Source organism: Methylophaga sp. F7 (assembly GCF_056863975.1).
The window spans coordinates 117,614-135,842 of record NZ_JBWPVL010000002.1 but is presented as its reverse complement, the minus strand read 5'-3'; the positions used below and the strand labels follow the sequence as shown (position 1 = coordinate 135,842).

15 protein-coding genes and 1 pseudogene are annotated in these 18,229 nt (G+C 42.8%); 4 read left to right on the top strand and 12 right to left on the bottom strand.

What is annotated here, in order from left to right; genetic code table 11:
• Positions 1-87: 87 nt before the first annotated feature.
• From AC08OG_RS15985 to AC08OG_RS15975, 3 genes are all read left to right on the top strand, one after another.
• Positions 88-780 carry a heavy metal response regulator transcription factor gene (locus AC08OG_RS15985; RefSeq protein WP_482930592.1) on the top strand — a complete coding sequence of 231 codons (693 nt, stop codon included), beginning with the start codon at positions 88-90 and terminating at the stop codon, positions 778-780.
• Positions 767-2,176, top strand: coding sequence for a heavy metal sensor histidine kinase (locus AC08OG_RS15980; RefSeq protein ID WP_482930591.1), 1,410 nt, complete (start codon positions 767-769; stop codon positions 2,174-2,176). The genes AC08OG_RS15985 and AC08OG_RS15980 overlap by 14 nt, the downstream gene beginning before the upstream one ends.
• 391 nt (positions 2,177-2,567) lie before the next feature.
• The gene (locus AC08OG_RS15975) at positions 2,568-3,845 is read left to right on the top strand and encodes an ATP-grasp domain-containing protein (protein WP_482930590.1); all 1,278 of its coding nucleotides are present in this window, start codon (positions 2,568-2,570) and stop codon (positions 3,843-3,845) included.
• 325 nt (positions 3,846-4,170) lie between these two features.
• Here the strand turns inward: AC08OG_RS15975 and AC08OG_RS15970 are convergent, their stop codons facing one another.
• Positions 4,171-4,614 carry a plastocyanin/azurin family copper-binding protein gene (locus AC08OG_RS15970; RefSeq protein WP_296593931.1) on the bottom strand — a complete coding sequence of 148 codons (444 nt, stop codon included), beginning with the start codon at positions 4,612-4,614 and terminating at the stop codon, positions 4,171-4,173.
• Positions 4,615-4,883: 269 nt separating this feature from the next.
• Between AC08OG_RS15970 and AC08OG_RS15965 the strand changes: the two are divergent.
• Positions 4,884-5,396, top strand: a pseudogene (locus tag AC08OG_RS15965) (histidine kinase dimerization/phospho-acceptor domain-containing protein); the annotation flags it as partial.
• Positions 5,397-5,535: 139 nt separating this feature from the next.
• Here AC08OG_RS15965 and AC08OG_RS15960 read toward each other — a convergent pair.
• The 11 genes from AC08OG_RS15960 to AC08OG_RS15910 all read right to left on the bottom strand — a co-directional run bounded on the left by AC08OG_RS15960 (position 5,536) and on the right by AC08OG_RS15910 (position 17,778).
• Positions 5,536-6,831, bottom strand: coding sequence for an MFS transporter (locus tag AC08OG_RS15960; RefSeq protein WP_292413603.1), 1,296 nt, complete (start codon positions 6,829-6,831; stop codon positions 5,536-5,538).
• A gap of 563 nt (positions 6,832-7,394) precedes the next feature.
• Positions 7,395-7,646 carry a DUF6488 family protein gene (locus AC08OG_RS15955; RefSeq protein WP_292413601.1) on the bottom strand — a complete coding sequence of 84 codons (252 nt, stop codon included), beginning with the start codon at positions 7,644-7,646 and terminating at the stop codon, positions 7,395-7,397.
• 48 nt (positions 7,647-7,694) lie between these two features.
• Positions 7,695-8,732: a HupE/UreJ family protein gene (locus AC08OG_RS15950; RefSeq protein ID WP_292479052.1), complete on the bottom strand. Its 1,038-nt coding sequence runs from the start codon at positions 8,730-8,732 to the stop codon at positions 7,695-7,697.
• A 28-nt stretch (positions 8,733-8,760) separates the two neighbouring features.
• Positions 8,761-11,874: an efflux RND transporter permease subunit gene (locus AC08OG_RS15945; protein WP_292479053.1), complete on the bottom strand. Its 3,114-nt coding sequence runs from the start codon at positions 11,872-11,874 to the stop codon at positions 8,761-8,763.
• Between the two features lie 9 nt (positions 11,875-11,883).
• Positions 11,884-13,119 (bottom strand): efflux RND transporter periplasmic adaptor subunit, encoded by a 1,236-nt coding sequence (locus tag AC08OG_RS15940; protein WP_292413596.1) that lies wholly within the window; start codon positions 13,117-13,119, stop codon positions 11,884-11,886.
• A gap of 17 nt (positions 13,120-13,136) precedes the next feature.
• Positions 13,137-13,709: a TolC family protein gene (locus AC08OG_RS15935; RefSeq protein ID WP_482930589.1), complete on the bottom strand. Its 573-nt coding sequence runs from the start codon at positions 13,707-13,709 to the stop codon at positions 13,137-13,139.
• Positions 13,670-14,509 carry a TolC family protein gene (locus AC08OG_RS15930; RefSeq protein WP_482930588.1) on the bottom strand — a complete coding sequence of 280 codons (840 nt, stop codon included), beginning with the start codon at positions 14,507-14,509 and terminating at the stop codon, positions 13,670-13,672. The genes AC08OG_RS15935 and AC08OG_RS15930 overlap by 40 nt, the downstream gene beginning before the upstream one ends.
• 11 nt (positions 14,510-14,520) lie before the next feature.
• Positions 14,521-15,471, bottom strand: a complete 951-nt coding sequence (locus AC08OG_RS15925; RefSeq protein ID WP_292411653.1) for a M48 family metalloprotease — start codon at positions 15,469-15,471, stop codon at positions 14,521-14,523.
• Positions 15,471-15,851, bottom strand: coding sequence for a BlaI/MecI/CopY family transcriptional regulator (locus tag AC08OG_RS15920; protein ID WP_292411655.1), 381 nt, complete (start codon positions 15,849-15,851; stop codon positions 15,471-15,473). Before AC08OG_RS15920 ends, AC08OG_RS15925 begins: the two co-directional genes overlap by 1 nt.
• A gap of 465 nt (positions 15,852-16,316) precedes the next feature.
• On the bottom strand, positions 16,317-16,556 hold the full coding sequence (locus AC08OG_RS15915; protein ID WP_292411657.1) for a hypothetical protein: 240 nt from the start codon (positions 16,554-16,556) through the stop codon (positions 16,317-16,319).
• Positions 16,557-16,621: 65 nt separating this feature from the next.
• Positions 16,622-17,778, bottom strand: a protein-coding gene (locus tag AC08OG_RS15910) for an IS3 family transposase (RefSeq protein WP_482930587.1) whose coding sequence is annotated in 2 segments (ribosomal slippage) — positions 16,622-17,538 and positions 17,538-17,778 — 1,158 coding nt in all. Because the reading frame shifts where the segments join, the coding sequence is not laid out codon by codon here.
• Between the last annotated feature and the right edge of the window lie 451 nt (positions 17,779-18,229).

Sequence of the window (18,229 nt, the reverse complement as noted above, 5' to 3'; positions counted from 1 at the left end):
GAACATTACAAAAATGTAATCTTTATGTAATTCTACGGTGCTTGTTGGTCTTTTAACCTTAGAAGCTAATTAACGGAGAACCCGCCCATGCGATTACTGCTGGTTGAGGATGAGATCAAAACAGGCAACTACTTACAGAAGGGGCTAACTGAAGCAGGATTTCAGGTCAACCTCATTCGAAATGGCCTAGATGGTCATCATTTGGCAATGACAGAAGCATTCGATTTAATCGTTCTGGATGTTATGTTGCCGGATGTTGACGGTTGGCGTATTTTGCAGTCATTACGTGAGGCCGAGCACCACACGCCAGTGCTGTTCCTCACGGCACGTGATTCTGTGGATGATCGTGTAAAAGGTCTGGAATTAGGTGCTGATGATTATTTGGTTAAGCCTTTTGCTTTTGCCGAACTGCTAGCCCGGATTCGAACATTATTGCGCCGAGGCAGTGTTCCAACCTTTACTGAGCTTCTAAAAGTAGCAGATCTGACTTTAGATTTACCTAAGCATCGAGTTACGCGAGCAGGTAAAAAAATCAATCTTAGCCACAAAGAGTTTTGTCTTTTAGAGTTATTGTCACGTCGCCAAGGTGAGGTTCTACCACGCTCTTTGATTGCCTCTCAGGTATGGGACATGAATTTTGACTCTGACACCAACGTGATAGATGTGGCAATACGCCGCCTGCGAGCAAAAGTTGATGACGATTTTGAACCGAAACTTATCCATACGGTTCGCGGTATGGGTTACAAACTTGACGTAGAGCCCGTTGATGAAGCCTTATAATCAAAAACCTCTTTCGCTCGCTGCAAGGGTAATGTTTTTCGTTGGCGCATCTGTAGGTTTAAGCTTACTTTTAATTGGCATCCTTGTACTGAATGCGGTCGAACGCCATTTTGCTGAACAGGATGCAGAAGAAGTTGCCGTTATTAATAAGGATGTCATAGACGTATTGCGAAATAATAACGACAGCAATTTACAACTTAGTAAAGCGCTGTTCGGTGCTGTCTCTGGACATCATGGCGTCTATTATCAAGTACGTAATCAACAAGATAAGGTGGTTTTCGAAAGTGCCGGCGCAAACCTTTCAATAGTGAAGGACAGCCTTCGCCACGTTACAGAAATTAGTGCCGGTAACCTACAAGTCTGGCATGCGGACGATAAGACATTTCGGGGTGTCCTCACGCACAATGCGATAGCGGGTCATAACTACTTGGTTATTACTGCCATCGATATTGGCTTTCACCTTCAATTTCTCCATAAATTTCGTCTAACGCTATGGTTAATAATGGTCCTTACTTGGGCCGTTACCCTGTTGGCTGCTTGGTATGGCGTGCACAAAGCGCATGCACCAATAAGAAGACTTTCGAACAAAATGGGTGACATACAAGCAGATCGTCTAGATATGCGACTTGCCCCATCTTTTGTCCCATCTGAATTACATGACTTGGTGTCTTCATTCAACCACATGATAGGTCGACTTGAGGATAGCTTTAATCAGCTATCACATTTTTCAGCTGATATTGCACATGAGCTACGAACACCTCTGACTAATCTCATCATCCAGACACAGGTAGGCTTAGGCAAGTCCAGAACACTCGAAGAATACCGTGAATTGTTGTACTCAAATTTGGAAGAACAAGAACGTTTGGCAAAGATGATTAATGATATGTTGTGGTTAGCAAAAAGTGACCACGGCTTAATCAAACTTGAACAAACACCGCTGGACTTATCCGATGAAGTAAGAGAATTATTCGGTTTTTTTGAAGCTTTGGCAGAAGACAAAAAAATCGCACTCACCAAGGAAGGCCACGCTCACCTCATTCTGGGCGATAAAGCCATGTTGCGCAGAGCAATTTCTAATCTACTTTCCAACGCCATTCGTTATACGAAATCTGGGGGATCAGTACTAGTTCGACTGAAAAATCTCTCAGACAACGAGGTTTCCCTGACAGTTGAGAATCCTGGGCCTGAAATTCCAGTTGAACATTTGCCATATCTCTTTGACCGTTTTTATCGAGCAAATCCTTCTAGGTCAAGACAAGGTGAAGGTGCCGGTCTTGGTCTCGCCATTGCTCGTTCGATTATTGATGCCCATGGTGGGCGGGTAGAAGTCACATCTAAAAGTGATAAGACTGCATTCATCATCTATTTACCCACGACGATTAAAGCTATTGAATGATGGTTGGGATATGTCGGTGGTTATTCCTATCAGCGACATTAAATATAATGTGATTAACAATTTCAGATACTAGATAAAGCTTCACGCAGCTTCAACACTTTTACTTATTGGAGTGGCATTTTTTTACCGTTTGTAGAGCATACGAACTATATTCTGCCCTACCTGCCTTTGTTAATTATTCTTTTGTGTTCACGATTTCCTTTGCTTATTACAAGGATTATGGAAGCCTCAGGCAGAATGTTCATCCTGTTTAACTATAGAGGACGTCCAACAAAGGGGCTTTAAGCAGGCTGGTAAAGATTGCAATAACGGTCACTAATCAAACTAAACACCTATGATTTAAAGTTAACCGTTGGACATTAATATAACGTATTCCGACAGAGGAGAATCAATGAAAAAAATCGATAGTTCTCAAGAGCAGACAAGATCACAACGGCTAAACCATCACTGTACCTGCGTTACTCTAGATTGGTCAGCGATTATTCGCGATCTCAACAACCAATTGGGTGATAACGCTGAAGGCATCCTGTCTACTTCGGGCATGCGCCAATTCTTCTCAAATGCCGCGATTTTTGTTCCAAGTTCTGATCTTGAACAAATGCAGGCGATTGTTAAGGCAATCGAATCCGCTGCTTCACTTGCAGAATATCAGCAACAGATCATGTCTTGGGCACCTGAGAGTGCACGGCATAATCCCGGTCCAGTAGGCGCTTTTATGGGCTATGATTTCCACCTGAGTGAAGATGGCCCTCGTCTTATCGAAATCAACACCAATGCCGGTGGCGCTTTTCTTAATGCCATTCTGACTCGTGCCCAACTAAAATGTTGTAGCGGCAGTGCACAGGCATCTTGGGCTAAAGATTTCGATGAAGCGGTCATTACGCAATTTATAAGTGAATGGCAAAGCCAGCGAGGTAGCGGTCAACCTGACCGAATTGCAATCATCGACGATGCACCAGAAGAACAACATCTCTATCCGGAGTTCAAACTCGCGCAAGGGCTTTTCATCCAACATGGCATTGATGCCGTCATACTCTCCCCAAAGGATCTCAAATACGAATCAGGAGTCTTGTATGGTAATAACCAGAAAATCGATTTGGTATACAACCGTCTGGTCGATTTTGGACTAGATGCACCTGAACATGCCGCTTTGCGCTCTGCATGGTTAGAAGGTGGTGCCGTTATCACCCCGAATCCCTATACGCACGCTCTATTGGCTGATAAGCGAAATCTGGTCTTACTGTCAGATCAACATAACCTGATAGATTGGGGGTTAAGTGCTGAAAATGCTGAACTTTTAAAAAAGGGTATTCCGCACACCATTCAGGTTAATGCATATGATGAGCAATCGCTTTGGCTGCAACGGCGACAGTGGTTTTTTAAACCGGTGGCTGGCCATGGCAGTAAGGGTGTCTATCGTGGCAGCAAGCTGACTAAAAGCACCTTTGCACGTATTCTTGAAAGTGATTATGTTGCACAGGCCTATGTGCCACCCTCAGAACGTGTTGTGATGGTTGATAACGAACGTGAAATGCTTAAGGTTGATGTGCGATTGTATACCTACCGAGGGGAGTTATTACTTGCTGCAGCAAGACTTTATCGAGGTCAAGCTACCAACTTACGTACACCGGGTGGTGGATTTGCACCTCTACTTTTACAGCAATGTTAGATGAATCTGTGTTCTTGGTGTAATCTGTACTTAACATTAAGTGTGGATATTAAAATTCAATTTAATCATATGGTTACTAGGTTTTCAACATAGAAAACAGGAAAATAATAACATTTGACATGAGTTAATATGGGAGAGGATTATAGGGGTTACACTCTATAGAACATTGCCGTTCAAAGCTGGCTGGCAAAATTAAAGTTAAAAACCCCCGGTGACTAAAAGCCATCAGGGGCTTGTTTTATTATTTAGCCGTTAATTTTTTTGTTATTTAATGATTTTTCAATAAATACTAGAGATTATTTAGTAAATATTAATTAGGATTGTTTTATTTAACAGCTTTTTGCGTTTTTCTAACAAGACGACCTAATGCACCACTAGGGTCTTCGTCAACGATTTTTTGTAAGTTAGTTGCTTCGCCAACGATAACTACGCCACCCATACCGGCACCCCAGTGCGGATCGCATTTATACAAATAAACCCCCTCAACAGTAAGTGGATCACTGGTGAAGTTTTCTCCAATTTTTGACGTAAATCCTTCTGCACCTTCAGGAATATATTGTTTCACACCATCATTTGATGTAAATTCAGTATTAACGTTGTGAATGGTCATTTTTGTCCATGAAACTTGGTCACCTGGCTGGACTTTCAAAACTAAAGGTTTAAATGCCAGCCCCACAGCTTGTACCTCATGAACTTCTGCCATTGCAGCGGCAGAAAAAAGTGCTGAAGCACCTAAGATAACAGCAGTTGTTGTTTTGATAATGTTCATTAGAAAGAACCTCTCTAGTTGATTTCAAATTTCTTTTTATTGTTGAAGACATTTTTATCATAAAGAAACTGAACTACGACTGAACAACTGACTATTTTCGCAATGAAATAGTTAATAAATATTCATCATTCTGATTAATATCAATGTGATATGGATTGTTTTGTCAGTGATAAAACCCACCCGAGCTAGACTAAAAGCATTTTTCAGTGCCGACTATTAACTGGGTGTAAGCGGCATGCACTGCCTTAACTTTGTGCCGAGCTGTACCCTTGACCCCCTCTTTTGTCCCATCTGAATTACAGGACTTGGTGTCTTCATTCAACCACATGATAGGTCGACTTGAGGATAGCTTTAATCAGCTATCACATTTTTCAGCTGATATTGCACATGAGCTACGAACACCTCTGACTAATCTCATCACCCAGACACAGGTTGGCTTAGGCAAGTCCAGAACACTCGAAGAATACCGTGAATTGTTGTACTCAAATTTGGAAGAACAAGAACGTTTGGCAAAGATGATTAATGATATGTTGTGGTTAGCAAAAAGTGACCACGGCTTAATCAAACTTGAACCAACACCGCTGGATTTATCCGATGAAGTCAAAGCGTTGTTTGGTTTTTTTGAAGCGCTAGCAGAAGACCACAAAGTCGCACTAACCATAGCTGGTCAAGCATGACCAATTCATGGCGATAAAGCCATATTGCGCAGAGCAATATCTAACCTACTTTCCAACGCCATTCGCTTTACTAAATCTGGGAAAAGAGTACTGGTACGACTGGATAATCCTTCAATCGAAACATTGACTAGGTTTCTCCGCTCATTTTCTTTCAGAAAGTATCATCGGCTAATATCCTTCTTATGAAAGTTTTAGAAACTTACTGTAATAGCTCCATTTTAAAACGGACACTGGGTTGACATGGCTATTTAGGATGCAGATTGTCGATAACATAATGATGAATATGCTGACGTCCAGATGTTGCGATGTGCGGGTGGTTATCAGCCAGATCATCATGTCTATGCATTAACTCTGTAGATTCATTAAATGGCCATAACCTGATAGCTGAAATGAGCGCAATCAATGCAAGACCTGCAAGCACCACCAAAGTTATCTGTAAACCGGCTATAGATCCAAGCCAGCCAGCCAGCGGATAGGCAACAAGCCAACCGGCGTGGGATAAGGAAAACTGGGCAGCAAAAAGTGCGGGTCGGTCCACCCCAATGGATGATTTTATTAACAATCTGCCGACGGGGGTCTGTACAGTCGAAGAGCCAATTCCAAGCAAAGCCCAGACCGGGATCAGCCATTCCAAGCTGTCTACAGCGATGGCCAAAAGCATTCCTGAAATGAGGATACCTGCTCCCGTTAACATGACCCGACGATCCTGCCATCGCTTGAGCAAAGCAGGTAAAGTCAACGCCGCCAACATCGAACCACCACCAAATGCCGCAAAGGCCATTGCCGTATGCTGATCTGTCAGGCCGAACTGGCCCTTCACCAGTACCACAGTGTTAACGATCACCATGGCACCGGCCAAGCTGACAACAAAGTTTAACGCCATTAGTCCCTTTAACCGGGGCGTTGCAGCAAAGATTTTAAATCCGCGCCGGGCACGCTCATAAACGCTGCGATGCTTCTCGGGTTTGACACCTGATGGAATAACCACAGAGACCACCAGCAATGCTGAGCCAATGAAACCAATAACTGTGCCTGAAAAAAGTCCATGCCAACTTGTAACCAGCAAGAAAATTGCTGCCAGAGCCGGGCTAATGAGGTTTTCCAAATCATAAGCAAGGCGGGAAAGCGATAGAGCCTTGGTGTAATCATCTTCATCCGGAAGCGTATCCGGGATAATCGACTGAAAGGTTGGGGTAAATGCTGCAGAAGCAGATTGAAGTACTGCGATCAGCACATACACCTCCCAGACTTCGGTAACAAAAGGCAATGCAAGCGCTGTTAAAGCACGAACAATATCCAACGACACCAGCATCGCCCGGCGTGGGACGCTTTCCGCTAACGCCGAAGCAAGCGGTGCGATCAATACATAAGCGATCATCTTGATGGCCATTGCCGTGCCCAGCACCTGGCCGGCATCATTACCGGCCAGATCAAACGCCATAAGAGTGAGAGCAACAGTTGCCAAGCCGGTTCCCAACAAGGCAACAACCTGTGCGAAAAACAGGTGCCGATATGTGCGATGCCTCAATACATTAAACATGGTTCACCTTAATTTTTTGAATATTGGAATAGCTTTAATTGTTCATAGTGGTCAGTGTTTAAGCACAAATGCGTCCCCAAGACATTGCAGTGTGTAATTCGGGTTCTACCCCGTTTTCATGGACGGTTTAAAAACGGGGTAGAACCGAAATAAAAATCCTCCTGACAAACACGTGCTGATTCAGCTGGTTGGGGGGTGATATTTCATTAACCAATAAACTTCATGAGAGTGCCATGTAAGAAATAACCCATTATGCTCAGAACTAATCCACAAATGTATGGCTCCCAAAACCCCCATCCTAATTTTTCTGCTAAAAAGAAAGGTAAAAAAACAGGTAAGATACAGGAGCACCGAGTATCACACTCTTTGCTAGAGTGATTGACGTCTCAGCCTCCCTGTGCTCAACATATGAAAAAGTAATGGCAAAATAGAGACCATGGGTAGAGCAATAATAAAACCAGCTAACTCCGGCTTCTTTCCTGACAGGCATGATGTGACTGAAATAATACCGGCTGCCAGAAAAACTTTAATTAGTGCTTCCATTTCATATAACCTCTTATACTTTAAAAATTACCACTATCATTAATTTCATAAAGCTCACCTTTGTTCGAGACCATCAGGTATGTAGTGTCAGGCAAAGCTGAATTTGTTGCCTCGACAACAGCATAGTCCTCCGAGCGCCCTACGATCGTTATATTCTGAATATCAACCTTCGCCCAGCTTGAATGCAACTTCCCGATTGATACTTCATTCTCTGTCGCAGCGAGCCCTTTTAGTATTTTTAAGGCGCAGTTGATAATAAATTTATCATTCATACTTTTTATCTCTTAAACCGCAGGCGAACTCTGTGATTAGCGCTAGTATTAGTGTCTGTGTTCATCACCCAATCCATGATCATGAACACTTTCATCATGGGTATCTTGCTCTAAGAGAGAATCTGATTTTTGTTCTGAGATTTCTTCACCGTCAATGTGATAATTTTCTCCATCATGACTATGTAGCCTTTCATCATACGAGCTCTCATTTGAAGCTGCAGATACCTCTTTTTCAGCGTTATCATCCATATGACTGTGATAACTAGTGCCGTCATGAGTGTGTTCACTCTCATTTGCGAAGGCGTTACTGATGAGTGTATTTGCTTTAGTACTGGATTCGCTTTTATCTGCAGCTGCAGCCATATCTTGATGAGTATGGAGGTGCTCATCCTTATTTATCGGAAAGTTATCAATGAATTTCGTATGTGTGTAGCCATGAAGCTGGAACATCAGCAAGACCAAACCGGCCATCATAAGACTGACATTCGATGCAACAGCAAACCTTGAGAAACTCTCACGTTTACGCCAAATAGTCAGTACAACAAGCATTACAGCCAGTGCAGCGATTTGGCCTAATTCAACACCTACATTGAATGCCAGGATTTTTGCTACCAACCCTTCTGTACCTAAAGGTAACTCCTGCAGACGTGTAGATAGGCCAAAACCATGGATTAAACCAAAACCAAATACCATCCAAAGCAAGCTAGGTGGCTTTGTATTAAGGTAACGCTTAAAGCCGTCTAAATTGTCAAATGCCTTGTAACAGACTGTTAAAGCGATAATTGCATCAATCAAAAAATAGTTAATTTTAATGCCTATTAATGTAGCAAATATTAAGGTAATTGAATGACCAACAGTAAAAGCTGTGATGAACTTAACGATTGTGCTGAACTTGGTTAAAAAGAACATGACACCGAACAAAAACAGCAGATGGTCATACCCCGTAAGCATATGGGTCGCCCCTAGGCTTATATATTCCATGAAGTTAGCATTGAGCATGCGAACTTGATCTTCAGCTGACATACCGTGGCCAAAAGCTAACGGACTAATCAAAATTAGACCTAGCACTAACAACAATTTAAACATGATTGTTTTTCCCCTTAATCCTTTGAGTTTATATAGTTTTTTTATGTGTTCTTTGTACTATCCGGTACAGAGCCGGAAGTACAAACAACGTTAACAACGTGGATGAAATAACGCCTCCAATAACTACAGTTGCTAATGGTCTTTGAACCTCTGAACCAATACCTGTATTGAGTGCCATAGGTACAAAGCCCAGAGAGGCGACAAATGCAGTAGTAATGACTGGTCGTAAACGAGTCATTGCTCCTTTCACAATCGCATCTGTCACTTCAAGTCCCTCTTTCAGCAGTTCTCGGATGAACGACAACATCACCAGGCCATTCAGAATGGCTATGCCTGATAGGGCGATGAAGCCAACTGCAGCGGAAATAGAAAATGGAATATCCCTTAACACTAGTGCCATCACGCCTCCAGTTAGAGCAAGTGGGACACCAGTGAAAATCACCATGGCATCTTTAAAAGAACGAAGTGCCAGCAGCAATAATCCGATAATCATGAATAGGGTTGCAGGCACAACTACCATCAACCGTTTGGAGGCTGATTGTAGGCTTTGATAAGTGCCGCCATACTCCACCCAATAACCAGCCGGAATATCAACTCGTTGACTGACAGTTCTCTTAACATCTTCTACAAAAGATCCTAGGTCACGCCCTCGAACGTTAGCCGTGACAACAACTCGTCGTTTGCCATTCTCACGATTAACCTGATTCAAACCATCGATGTAGCTGAACTCGACAAGCTCCATTAGAGGGACATATCGTTGATTTGTGACCTGAATTGGTAGAGAACCTAGGCTATCAAGATCCGTTCGGCGCTCCTCAGGAAGCCTAACTGTAATATCAAAGCTACGGTCCCCTTCGTAAAAGAGTCCTGAAACTTGCCCACCAATTGCAATGGCAAGTTGATCTTGAAGCATGTCCAGACTGACTCCATAACGTGACATAACATCAAATTTAGGTTCGATAGCCAGAAATGGCAGGCCTTTCGTTTGTTCTACTTGAACATCAACAATATCTTCGACGTCAGAAATAGCTTCTTCTATGTTACGGCCAACTTCAGCCAGCAAGTCCAAGTCATCACCAAATACTTTGATCGCTAACTCAGCTCGGACACCCGATAAAAGTTCATTGAATCTCATTTGAATTGGCTGAAGAAACTCATATCGATTGCCAGGAATATCACTGACTAACGTCTCTAAATCAGCAACAACTTCACTCTTTAATTTATCTGGGTTAGGCCACTCAGAACGTGGCTTAAGAATGATGAAGTTATCCGCAACACTTGGTGGAACAGCGTCTGTCGCTACATCAGCAGTACCAATTTTTGCGAAGACTCTTTGAACTTCAGGCAATTCCTTAATCCTACTCTCCAAAATTTGCTGGAACTCAATTGACTGTGACAGCGAGGTGCCAGGAATGCGAAGTGCATGCATCGCAATGTCACCTTCATCAAGATTGGGAACAAATTCACTCCCCAGCTTTGTTGCATACCACCCTGATAAAGCGACAAGTGCTCCAGCAAGTAGGATCACTAGCCACCTGACTTTTATTGCCTTAATGAGTAACCACTGATAACCATTATGCAAAGCATTGAAAGTTTTGCTTTCTTTCTCAGCCAGGGGCTTTTTGAAAAGAAAAGCAATTGCCGCAGGCACGAATGTAATTGATAAAATCATTGATGAAACTAAAGCGATGACAACAGTTATTGCCATAGGGTGAAACATCTTACCTTCCACCCCCGTGAGAGAGAAAATGGGGAGGTAAACAGCAGTGATGATAAAGACACCAAACATTGCCGGCCTGATAACTTCACGCGTAGCGTTATAGACCACGTCCAACCGTTCAGATAATGAGAGCGTTTTACCTTGCTTAGCTTCTATACCCAAACGACGTAGACAGTTTTCAACGATGATAATGGCACCATCGACAAGAAGACCAAAATCAAGCGCGCCTAAGCTCATCAAGTTCGCACTGACTCGAGTCTGTACCATACCAGAGATAGTCATTAGCATCGCAATTGGAATTACCGCCGCAGTTAATAACGCAGCCCGAAAATTCCCAAGTAAGAAAAATAAGATAACGATAACAAGCAAAGCCCCTTCCAAAAGGTTGGTTTGAACTGTCTTAAGTGTTTTATCAACGAGCTTAGTGCGATCATAAACGGCCTTTGCTACTATCCCCTCTGGCAAACTAGCGTTGATAACCTCTAATTTTTCTGCAACACCTTTAGCAACCGTTCGGCTATTTTCTCCAACCAGCATAAAGACCGTGCTCATTACTACCTCACGACCGTTTTGCGTAGCCGCACCTGACCGAAGCTCTTTACCTTCTTCTACATTCGCGAGGTCTTTGACACGAACAGGCAATTTCTCAGAAGGCTTCACTAAGATATTGCCAATTTCTTCTAGATTATTTGCCTGTCCAGGAACACGTAATAAAAGTTGTGCACCTTTTTTCTCAACAAAACCTACACCTCGGTTTTGATTTCTGTCAGAAATAGCGTCAATAAGCTCCTGCTGTGAAACTTGATGAAAAAGCAGTTTTTCCGGCTTCATTGCTATTAATACTTCACGTTTAAAACCACCTATTGGGTTCACTTCGACTACACCGGGTACGCGCAGGAGCTGTGGTCTAATTATCCAATCGTGAGCCGTACGCAAGTCTGTAGGCGTGATTGCAGTTCCATCGTCTTTTGTTGCACCGGGTAGCGCGTCAACTGTGAACATAAATATTTCACCCAGACCAGTAGCCATCGGTCCGAGCTCGGGGTTCAATGAGGCCTGAAGCTTGGTTCTAACATTGGTGAGTCGCTCATTGACCAGTTGTCTGGCGAAGTAAATATCAGTGTCATCACTAAATATAATTGTTACCTGAGAAAGTCCATAACGAGACACTGAACGCGTATATTCAAGATTAGGTAATCCTGCCATAGCGGTCTCAATAGGAAACGTAACACGCTGCTCAACCTCTAAAGGTGTATAACCCGGAGCTTCTGTGTTAATAACTACCTGAACATTAGTAATATCTGGCACTGCATCTATAGGTAACCGGTTGAAATTCCAGATTCCCAGGATGCTGATGAACAGCACCAATGCCATGATGACAGAGCGACCATTCAGAGACGCTCTCAATATTGTATCTAACATAGTTGCCTCTTAATGATCGTGTGACGCGCCAGACTTATCTATGTCGGCTTTGATGACATAGCTGTTGCTGGTGACATATTCTGTTCCGGGCTGAAGTCCACCTTTAACTTCAGCCCAATCACCAGCTTGCTCGCCTAGCTCAAGCATTCGGACTTCATAGGTAGTGCCGACTTTTGCGTACACCACCTGAAAATCTCGAAATGCCTGAATTCCATCACGCTTTACCGAAAGAGGGACTTCATGGATGTTGGTGGTAACTGTTCCTTTCACCATCGCACCCGGGCTTAAATTTCCTGATGAATTCTTGATAGATACGCGTATCGCCACACCATCTACACCATCCATTTCCGGGCTTATGTAGTTGATTTCACCCTCGATAGGAGAAGCTACCCCTTCAACCATTAGTGAGACGGGGTTACCTATTTGAATCTTTGAGCGATTTTCAGGAAAGACGAATAGTTCAGCTGCCAAAGACTTTTTATCTACAATTCGCAGTAATGAATTGCCCTTGGTGTGCTCGCCGGTATTAATGTTTCTATCGGTTACAACACCACCAATTGGTGAATATATATTGTATGAATTTAGACTTTTATCACTCTCTATCGTCAAAAGCGGCGTGCCTTTTTTAACTTCATCACCCAGATTCACATGCACTTTTCTCACAATCCCATCAAAGCGAGCAGATATTGTTCTGGTATTCTCTATCGGAGAAATCAATTGGCCATAGGCTAAAATGGTTTTGCGTATGTTGGCTGGGCCGGCTTTCTCCGTTTTAATTCCACTTGCCTTAGCGATGTCATCATTGATAATGACTCGACCTTCGAAGTTGTCATAAGTCCAGGTGTAGTCTTTGCCTTGATATTCGGCATGGAGTTTCACGGCAAAAGAGTGAGGCTCATAGATGGCCATATCACCTCTCAAGTAGTCTTCTTGCTTATAAAACCCGATGTCGTCTTGAACATCTCCCAGCCGATCCAGAACTACACGTACCTTAATCTCGTCAGGACTTATCGGCTGACCAGCTTCTGTTGCCCATACCCTGAATTCGGGTGGCACGCCATCTTCGTAAATGGCTAACTCAATCGCAAAATCTTCTTGCCTTAGCATTCTTCCGTTATTTGGCCCCTTTTCTACCTCTTCGTAGCCACTCTCGTTATTCTTCACTGCGTAGACGGGCAACGATGTCATTGAAAATAATGCCAAATGTATGACCAAGATCAGGCCTCTATTACGTATATTTTTCATTCATGATTTCCTTTGAGTTACAGTGCGACACCAGCCAGACGCTCAATTTCGACACGATTGAGGTGAGCCTGGAATTGCAGGTTTAGTAATGTCTCTTGAGCCTTGATTAGATCCTGTTGAGCCGAGCTCCATTGAACAAAGCTGTATTTTCCTAACTTGTAGGCATTTTCTGCTTCATCAGCTGCAAGTTTGAGGCTAGGGATAACTTTTTCTTGTAGTGATGTGACAGAGTTTTGATACCGTTCGTACGAACGAACGTAATTTGCAAGCTCAGTTTCCATCCTAATACGGGTGGCTACAGCATCGGCTCGGTAAGCTGCTTGTTCAGCACCAAGCGCTCGTACCTTTGCCATATTACGATCGGGACTGCCTAGGGGAATGGTAAATCCAGCAACCAATCCATAATCATTGGCTGCTTCATATCGACGAATTCCTGCATTGAAACGCCATTGAGTTTTGGCTTCAGATTTGGCAAGTTCGGCTTTTGATCTAGCAACTCTTTCGTCACTTAATAAAAGTTCGATATTTGGGTGATTGGTTAAATACTCTCTTAGTCGTTCAAAGTTAATTTGTTCAGTGGGTAAATCCAACTCTCCTTGAACTTCAGAAAATGTTGGCTCGAACTCCCCCACTGAGAAGCTAGACTCTTAACAGCTACATCAATTTCATAACTACTATTGTGAAGGGAAAGCTTTTTTTCTTCTAAATTAGCGATGGCTTGATATCTGTCTGCATCTGGCGCAGCGCCAGCTCTTACACGCCGACTAACTTCTTTTTCTACTCGCTCAAGCTCTGCTACGGCCTCATTTACTAGCCCTTTTTTCTTTTGAAAGAATAGGGCGGACAGGTAGTATCTTGCTGTTTCGGAAGCAATGTCTAAGCGCTTGATTTCTTGCTGCACAACTAAACTAGACTTTTCTCTCTCAGCAATAATGGTTCGCTTTTCCAGCAACTCACTTTCAAGTAGCCAATTCAGGCTAAGCGTTGATTGTGTACTTCTTATGTTGCTGTAGGTACCTGTTCCCAGGGCATCTTCAAGCATGAAGCTTAGCTCTGGCCGCTGACCGACACCTGCTTGTTGGATGTATCCATCGGCACTATTTATGAGTTGGCTGTAGCCTGGTAAGCCTGGATGTAGAAGCAGTGTTTTGTTTACAGCCTCTCTCAGTGAAATTGAATTTAAAACCTCGTTATCCTCACTGGCATAGACAGGTAGCCATACAATTATTGCCGTGACAAAGACCATGCCTATCAACAGCTTTCTGAATAAAAACCGACCGGCAATCGGTTTGTTGGAGAAAAATCTGGGCCTTGGAGAGCCATGAGTAACAACACCATAAAACCGACTGCCAATCGGTTTTATGGGCAACACTTTTCTTTGATTTTCCACAAACGTGACTCCTAATGATTAAAAAACGTCTCAACGACGTGATGAAAGGTGTCTAGGCTAAGAAGACAAAATAAGCTGATTACAAATAAGGAGCCATAAAGCGAATAATTAGTGATCGAGCGAGCTGGATGCTGAGTCAATAGACTTTCGATACGAACCTTGACATCATTGCTACTGAAACCGCATTGAAGACTTCTTTCATCAGAGCTTTTTTCATATGCATTAATGATTTTCGTCACTTTCAATAAGGTCGCGGCAACATCAAGTTTTGAAATTCCATTTGAGACAACAAAATTATCAGCTTTAAGCTCCATTGATAATGCCATCTCATGCTGAATTGTCTTCCTTACGCCTCCAGTGAAAAAAGAGGACATAAAACCAAAAATGAGCTTATGCAAAGAATCTTTGTTTATTACATGACTGAGTTCGTGTAACTGAACAATTTTTAATTCAGAAGTTTCGAGCTCATTTGCGAGCCCTTTCGTTATAAATGTTTTGGGTTTCAGCAAGCCTGCAGAGAATGCATTTGGTTCTTTAACATCCAGGATTCCTTCACTATCAGGAAATGAACTGATTGCACTGAAATTTCTTACATGTCTTGCAACCAATACACCGCTTTTGACTAAAGTGAAACTGAATACTATAAGTAAAAGTATAGTCGGATAGATATGCCAACTATTCAAAACAAAAACATCAGGGTGATGCCAGTGCATTAAATTAGCTAACGAAGGAAAAGTGGTATCGAGTGACAACCCAACAAAAATAGGTGAAGCTATAGCTAAGGCCCACGGCATGCTCACTGTAAGCCACATAAATTGTGTTTTGCGTGCTGGAGTAAGAGAATACCAGTATCTTTTTGGCAACACTATTAAGCTAGAGACTCCAATACCTACAAAGAAGGCGACTGACCCAAGAGAGAGCGTGTTGAGCAAGAGTGCTGCTTGGTCAAAAAACAAATCCATTACTCTGAATCTGAAGCAGTTCGATGTCTATCAATGAGCGCTTCCAACTCAGTGATTTCTTTATCAGATAGACTAGATGATAAGGATGAGAAAGCTGCATGAAGAGCGTTTTCAGGGCTTGCAAAGAAGTCCTTCGTTAAGTCAACAAACAGTTCACCTATGAAGTCATCTTTCGTTTTTGTGGCTTGATATAGATACGCATAGCCACTTTTATGGCGCTTTAGTAGCCCTTTTTTATAAAGCCTGTCTAAAGTGCTTTGGATGGTGTTAAGCGTCCCACCTCGCTTAGGCTCGAAATAAGCATGGACCTGCTTAGCATCAGCCTCACCATACTTCCAGAAAAACTGAAGTACCGCTTTTTCAAGTTCACCTAGAGTCACGTTAATATCTTACTCACCCAATATATACACTAAAACTATCTCACATATAAAACCGACCGTCAATCGGTATTATGATTAAACAAGTGTAAATTAATTTATCGTAGTCAGTACGATGGAAAATTAACGGGCAATACGAGACGAACCCACCGAGGGCACCCACAAAGATGGATTTATTTCGTCAGATTTAAAACATAGAAAAATGCTGGATAAGCTAAGCTAGAATAGCCTTGACAATAAAAAGTACATAACAGACTTTTAAATTTTGCGATATCAATAGAAATGATTCTCTATTTCTCAATTGCTGTCTATGGTCAGCGCCGGAAATAATCATATCTTTCCTTTGCTCTGTAGGTAGAGCACTAGTTTCTTACGCAGTCCAAGATTGATTTTATGTGAGTTATCAATAGCATTATTAAGAGCGATTATCTCAATATCTAAATTACCAACATCATATTTAAGATAATTTCAAAAGAACTCAGCTTCTTCCAAAGAGAGCCTTTTTACATCGAGTGGATCTGCATTAACGCCAAAATATGTAGTTCGGTCATTTGTCGTTAAATCACAATAAATGGGTGGGCCAATATAGGCCTCTCCTCCTCTGCACAAAACATATTCTTCTTTCACATAGTCGGATTGTTGTAATAGTTCAGCTGTGTCAATATAGGTTACAAGGTTGGCATAGGCTAGCTCTGCTGATTTTCCCATGCGATCAAAGATTTTCGTCTCATCTTTTCGTATGTTTTCTTAAATTTATCTACATCATTGGGGTTTTACCCCGTTTCCACGGACGGTTTAAAAACGGTTGATAACTTCATATCGTACTTAGCAACTCTTCGTCTCATCCGAGGATTATGGAAACGCTCAATATAGTCAAATAAATCCGCTTTGGCAGAATCCAAGGTTGGGTAACGCATTCGGTTTGTCCGTTCTCTTTTGAGAACACCAAAAAAGCCTTCACAGGCCGCATTATCGCCACAATGACCGACCGCACTCATCGAACTCATCAATGTATTTTTACTAAGCAATCGCTGGTAATCGCCGCTTCTGAATAGACTGCCTCTATCAGAATGTAAAATAACAGGCCCACTTCCCTGGCTTTGCCAAACAGCCATTTCAACGGCGCGTAATACCATCTGTCGATCTTGCCGGTGATGCATTGACCAGCCAATCACCAGCTTGCTGAACAGATCGAGTACAACACACAAATACAGCTTGCCTTCGCCTGTTTTGATTTCAGTGATGTCGGTGACCCACTTAGTCTCTGGTTCCAGAGCCATGAAGTCTCGCTCCAACAAATTATTAACACCAGGCGGTGTTAATAAGGGCGGTTTCTTCTGTCCCCGTTTCTTTTTTCTCGGCCATTCCTGAAGTCCGGCAACCGTCATTAAACGTGCAACCCGATTTTTGCTGGCTGTTTCACCTTCAATTGTCAGATCTTCATGCATTCGCGGTGCACCCAAAATACCGCCACTATCTGTATGAAGTTCACGAATGCGCGTCAGCAATCGATTGTTATCATTCTGTCGGTCACTCGGTAAACGTGCTTCCCAGTCGTAATAACCGCTAGCGGAAACCTCCAGACAACGACACATTAAGCGTACGGGAAACTCGACGCGACACCGTTGGATCGCCTGATACTTCAGGACGACTCCCTGGCAAAGAACGTCGCCGCTTCGCGTAAAAAATCCCGTTCCTTCTTCACTCGCGCCAGTTCACGTTTAAGACGGGCAACTTCTTCATCTCTGGGACTACCCGTACCATTAAAGGCCTGCTGGCCATTCTGATCTGCTTCACGTCGCCATCTCGTTAGCAGATTTGGAGCAAGCCCCAGTTCTTGAGCAATATGGGCACAGCTAACACCGGGCTGCCGGGTTTGTTCAACAGCACCATGTTTGAACTCAGTACTGTACTTTCTTCTCTTCGACATAAACACTCCTTTTGCCCATTATCAGGCTTCTTTGAAGTGTCCGCAAAATCGGGGTAGAACCCTGAGCTTAGTATTTGTCTTAATGTTTCTCTATCTGAGTCTCGCTCTACAGCTGGATTACAGTCCAGTGGGTCATTAAAATTTGTAGGATCGGAAAAATATAGCTGGTCATGGCATAAGGCATTAAGGGAAAGGGCATTGAATGCTTGATATCGATAAATGATTTCAGGGTTGCTTTCTCTCATTCTAAATCCTTTAATCCAAGATATTCCTTAAAAGCCTTAAAAGCCTTGATATGCCTTGAGTACAGCATTTTATGATAGCTGGAGCTATTACTTGCTAATAAAAAAGCCCCTACCCGAAGAAGGTAGAGGCTTTACTAAATCCCAGTAGGAATTAGCTCTTATGCGGTTCTGTCACTATGTTTGTCTTTGTGCTTACGCTTCTCATC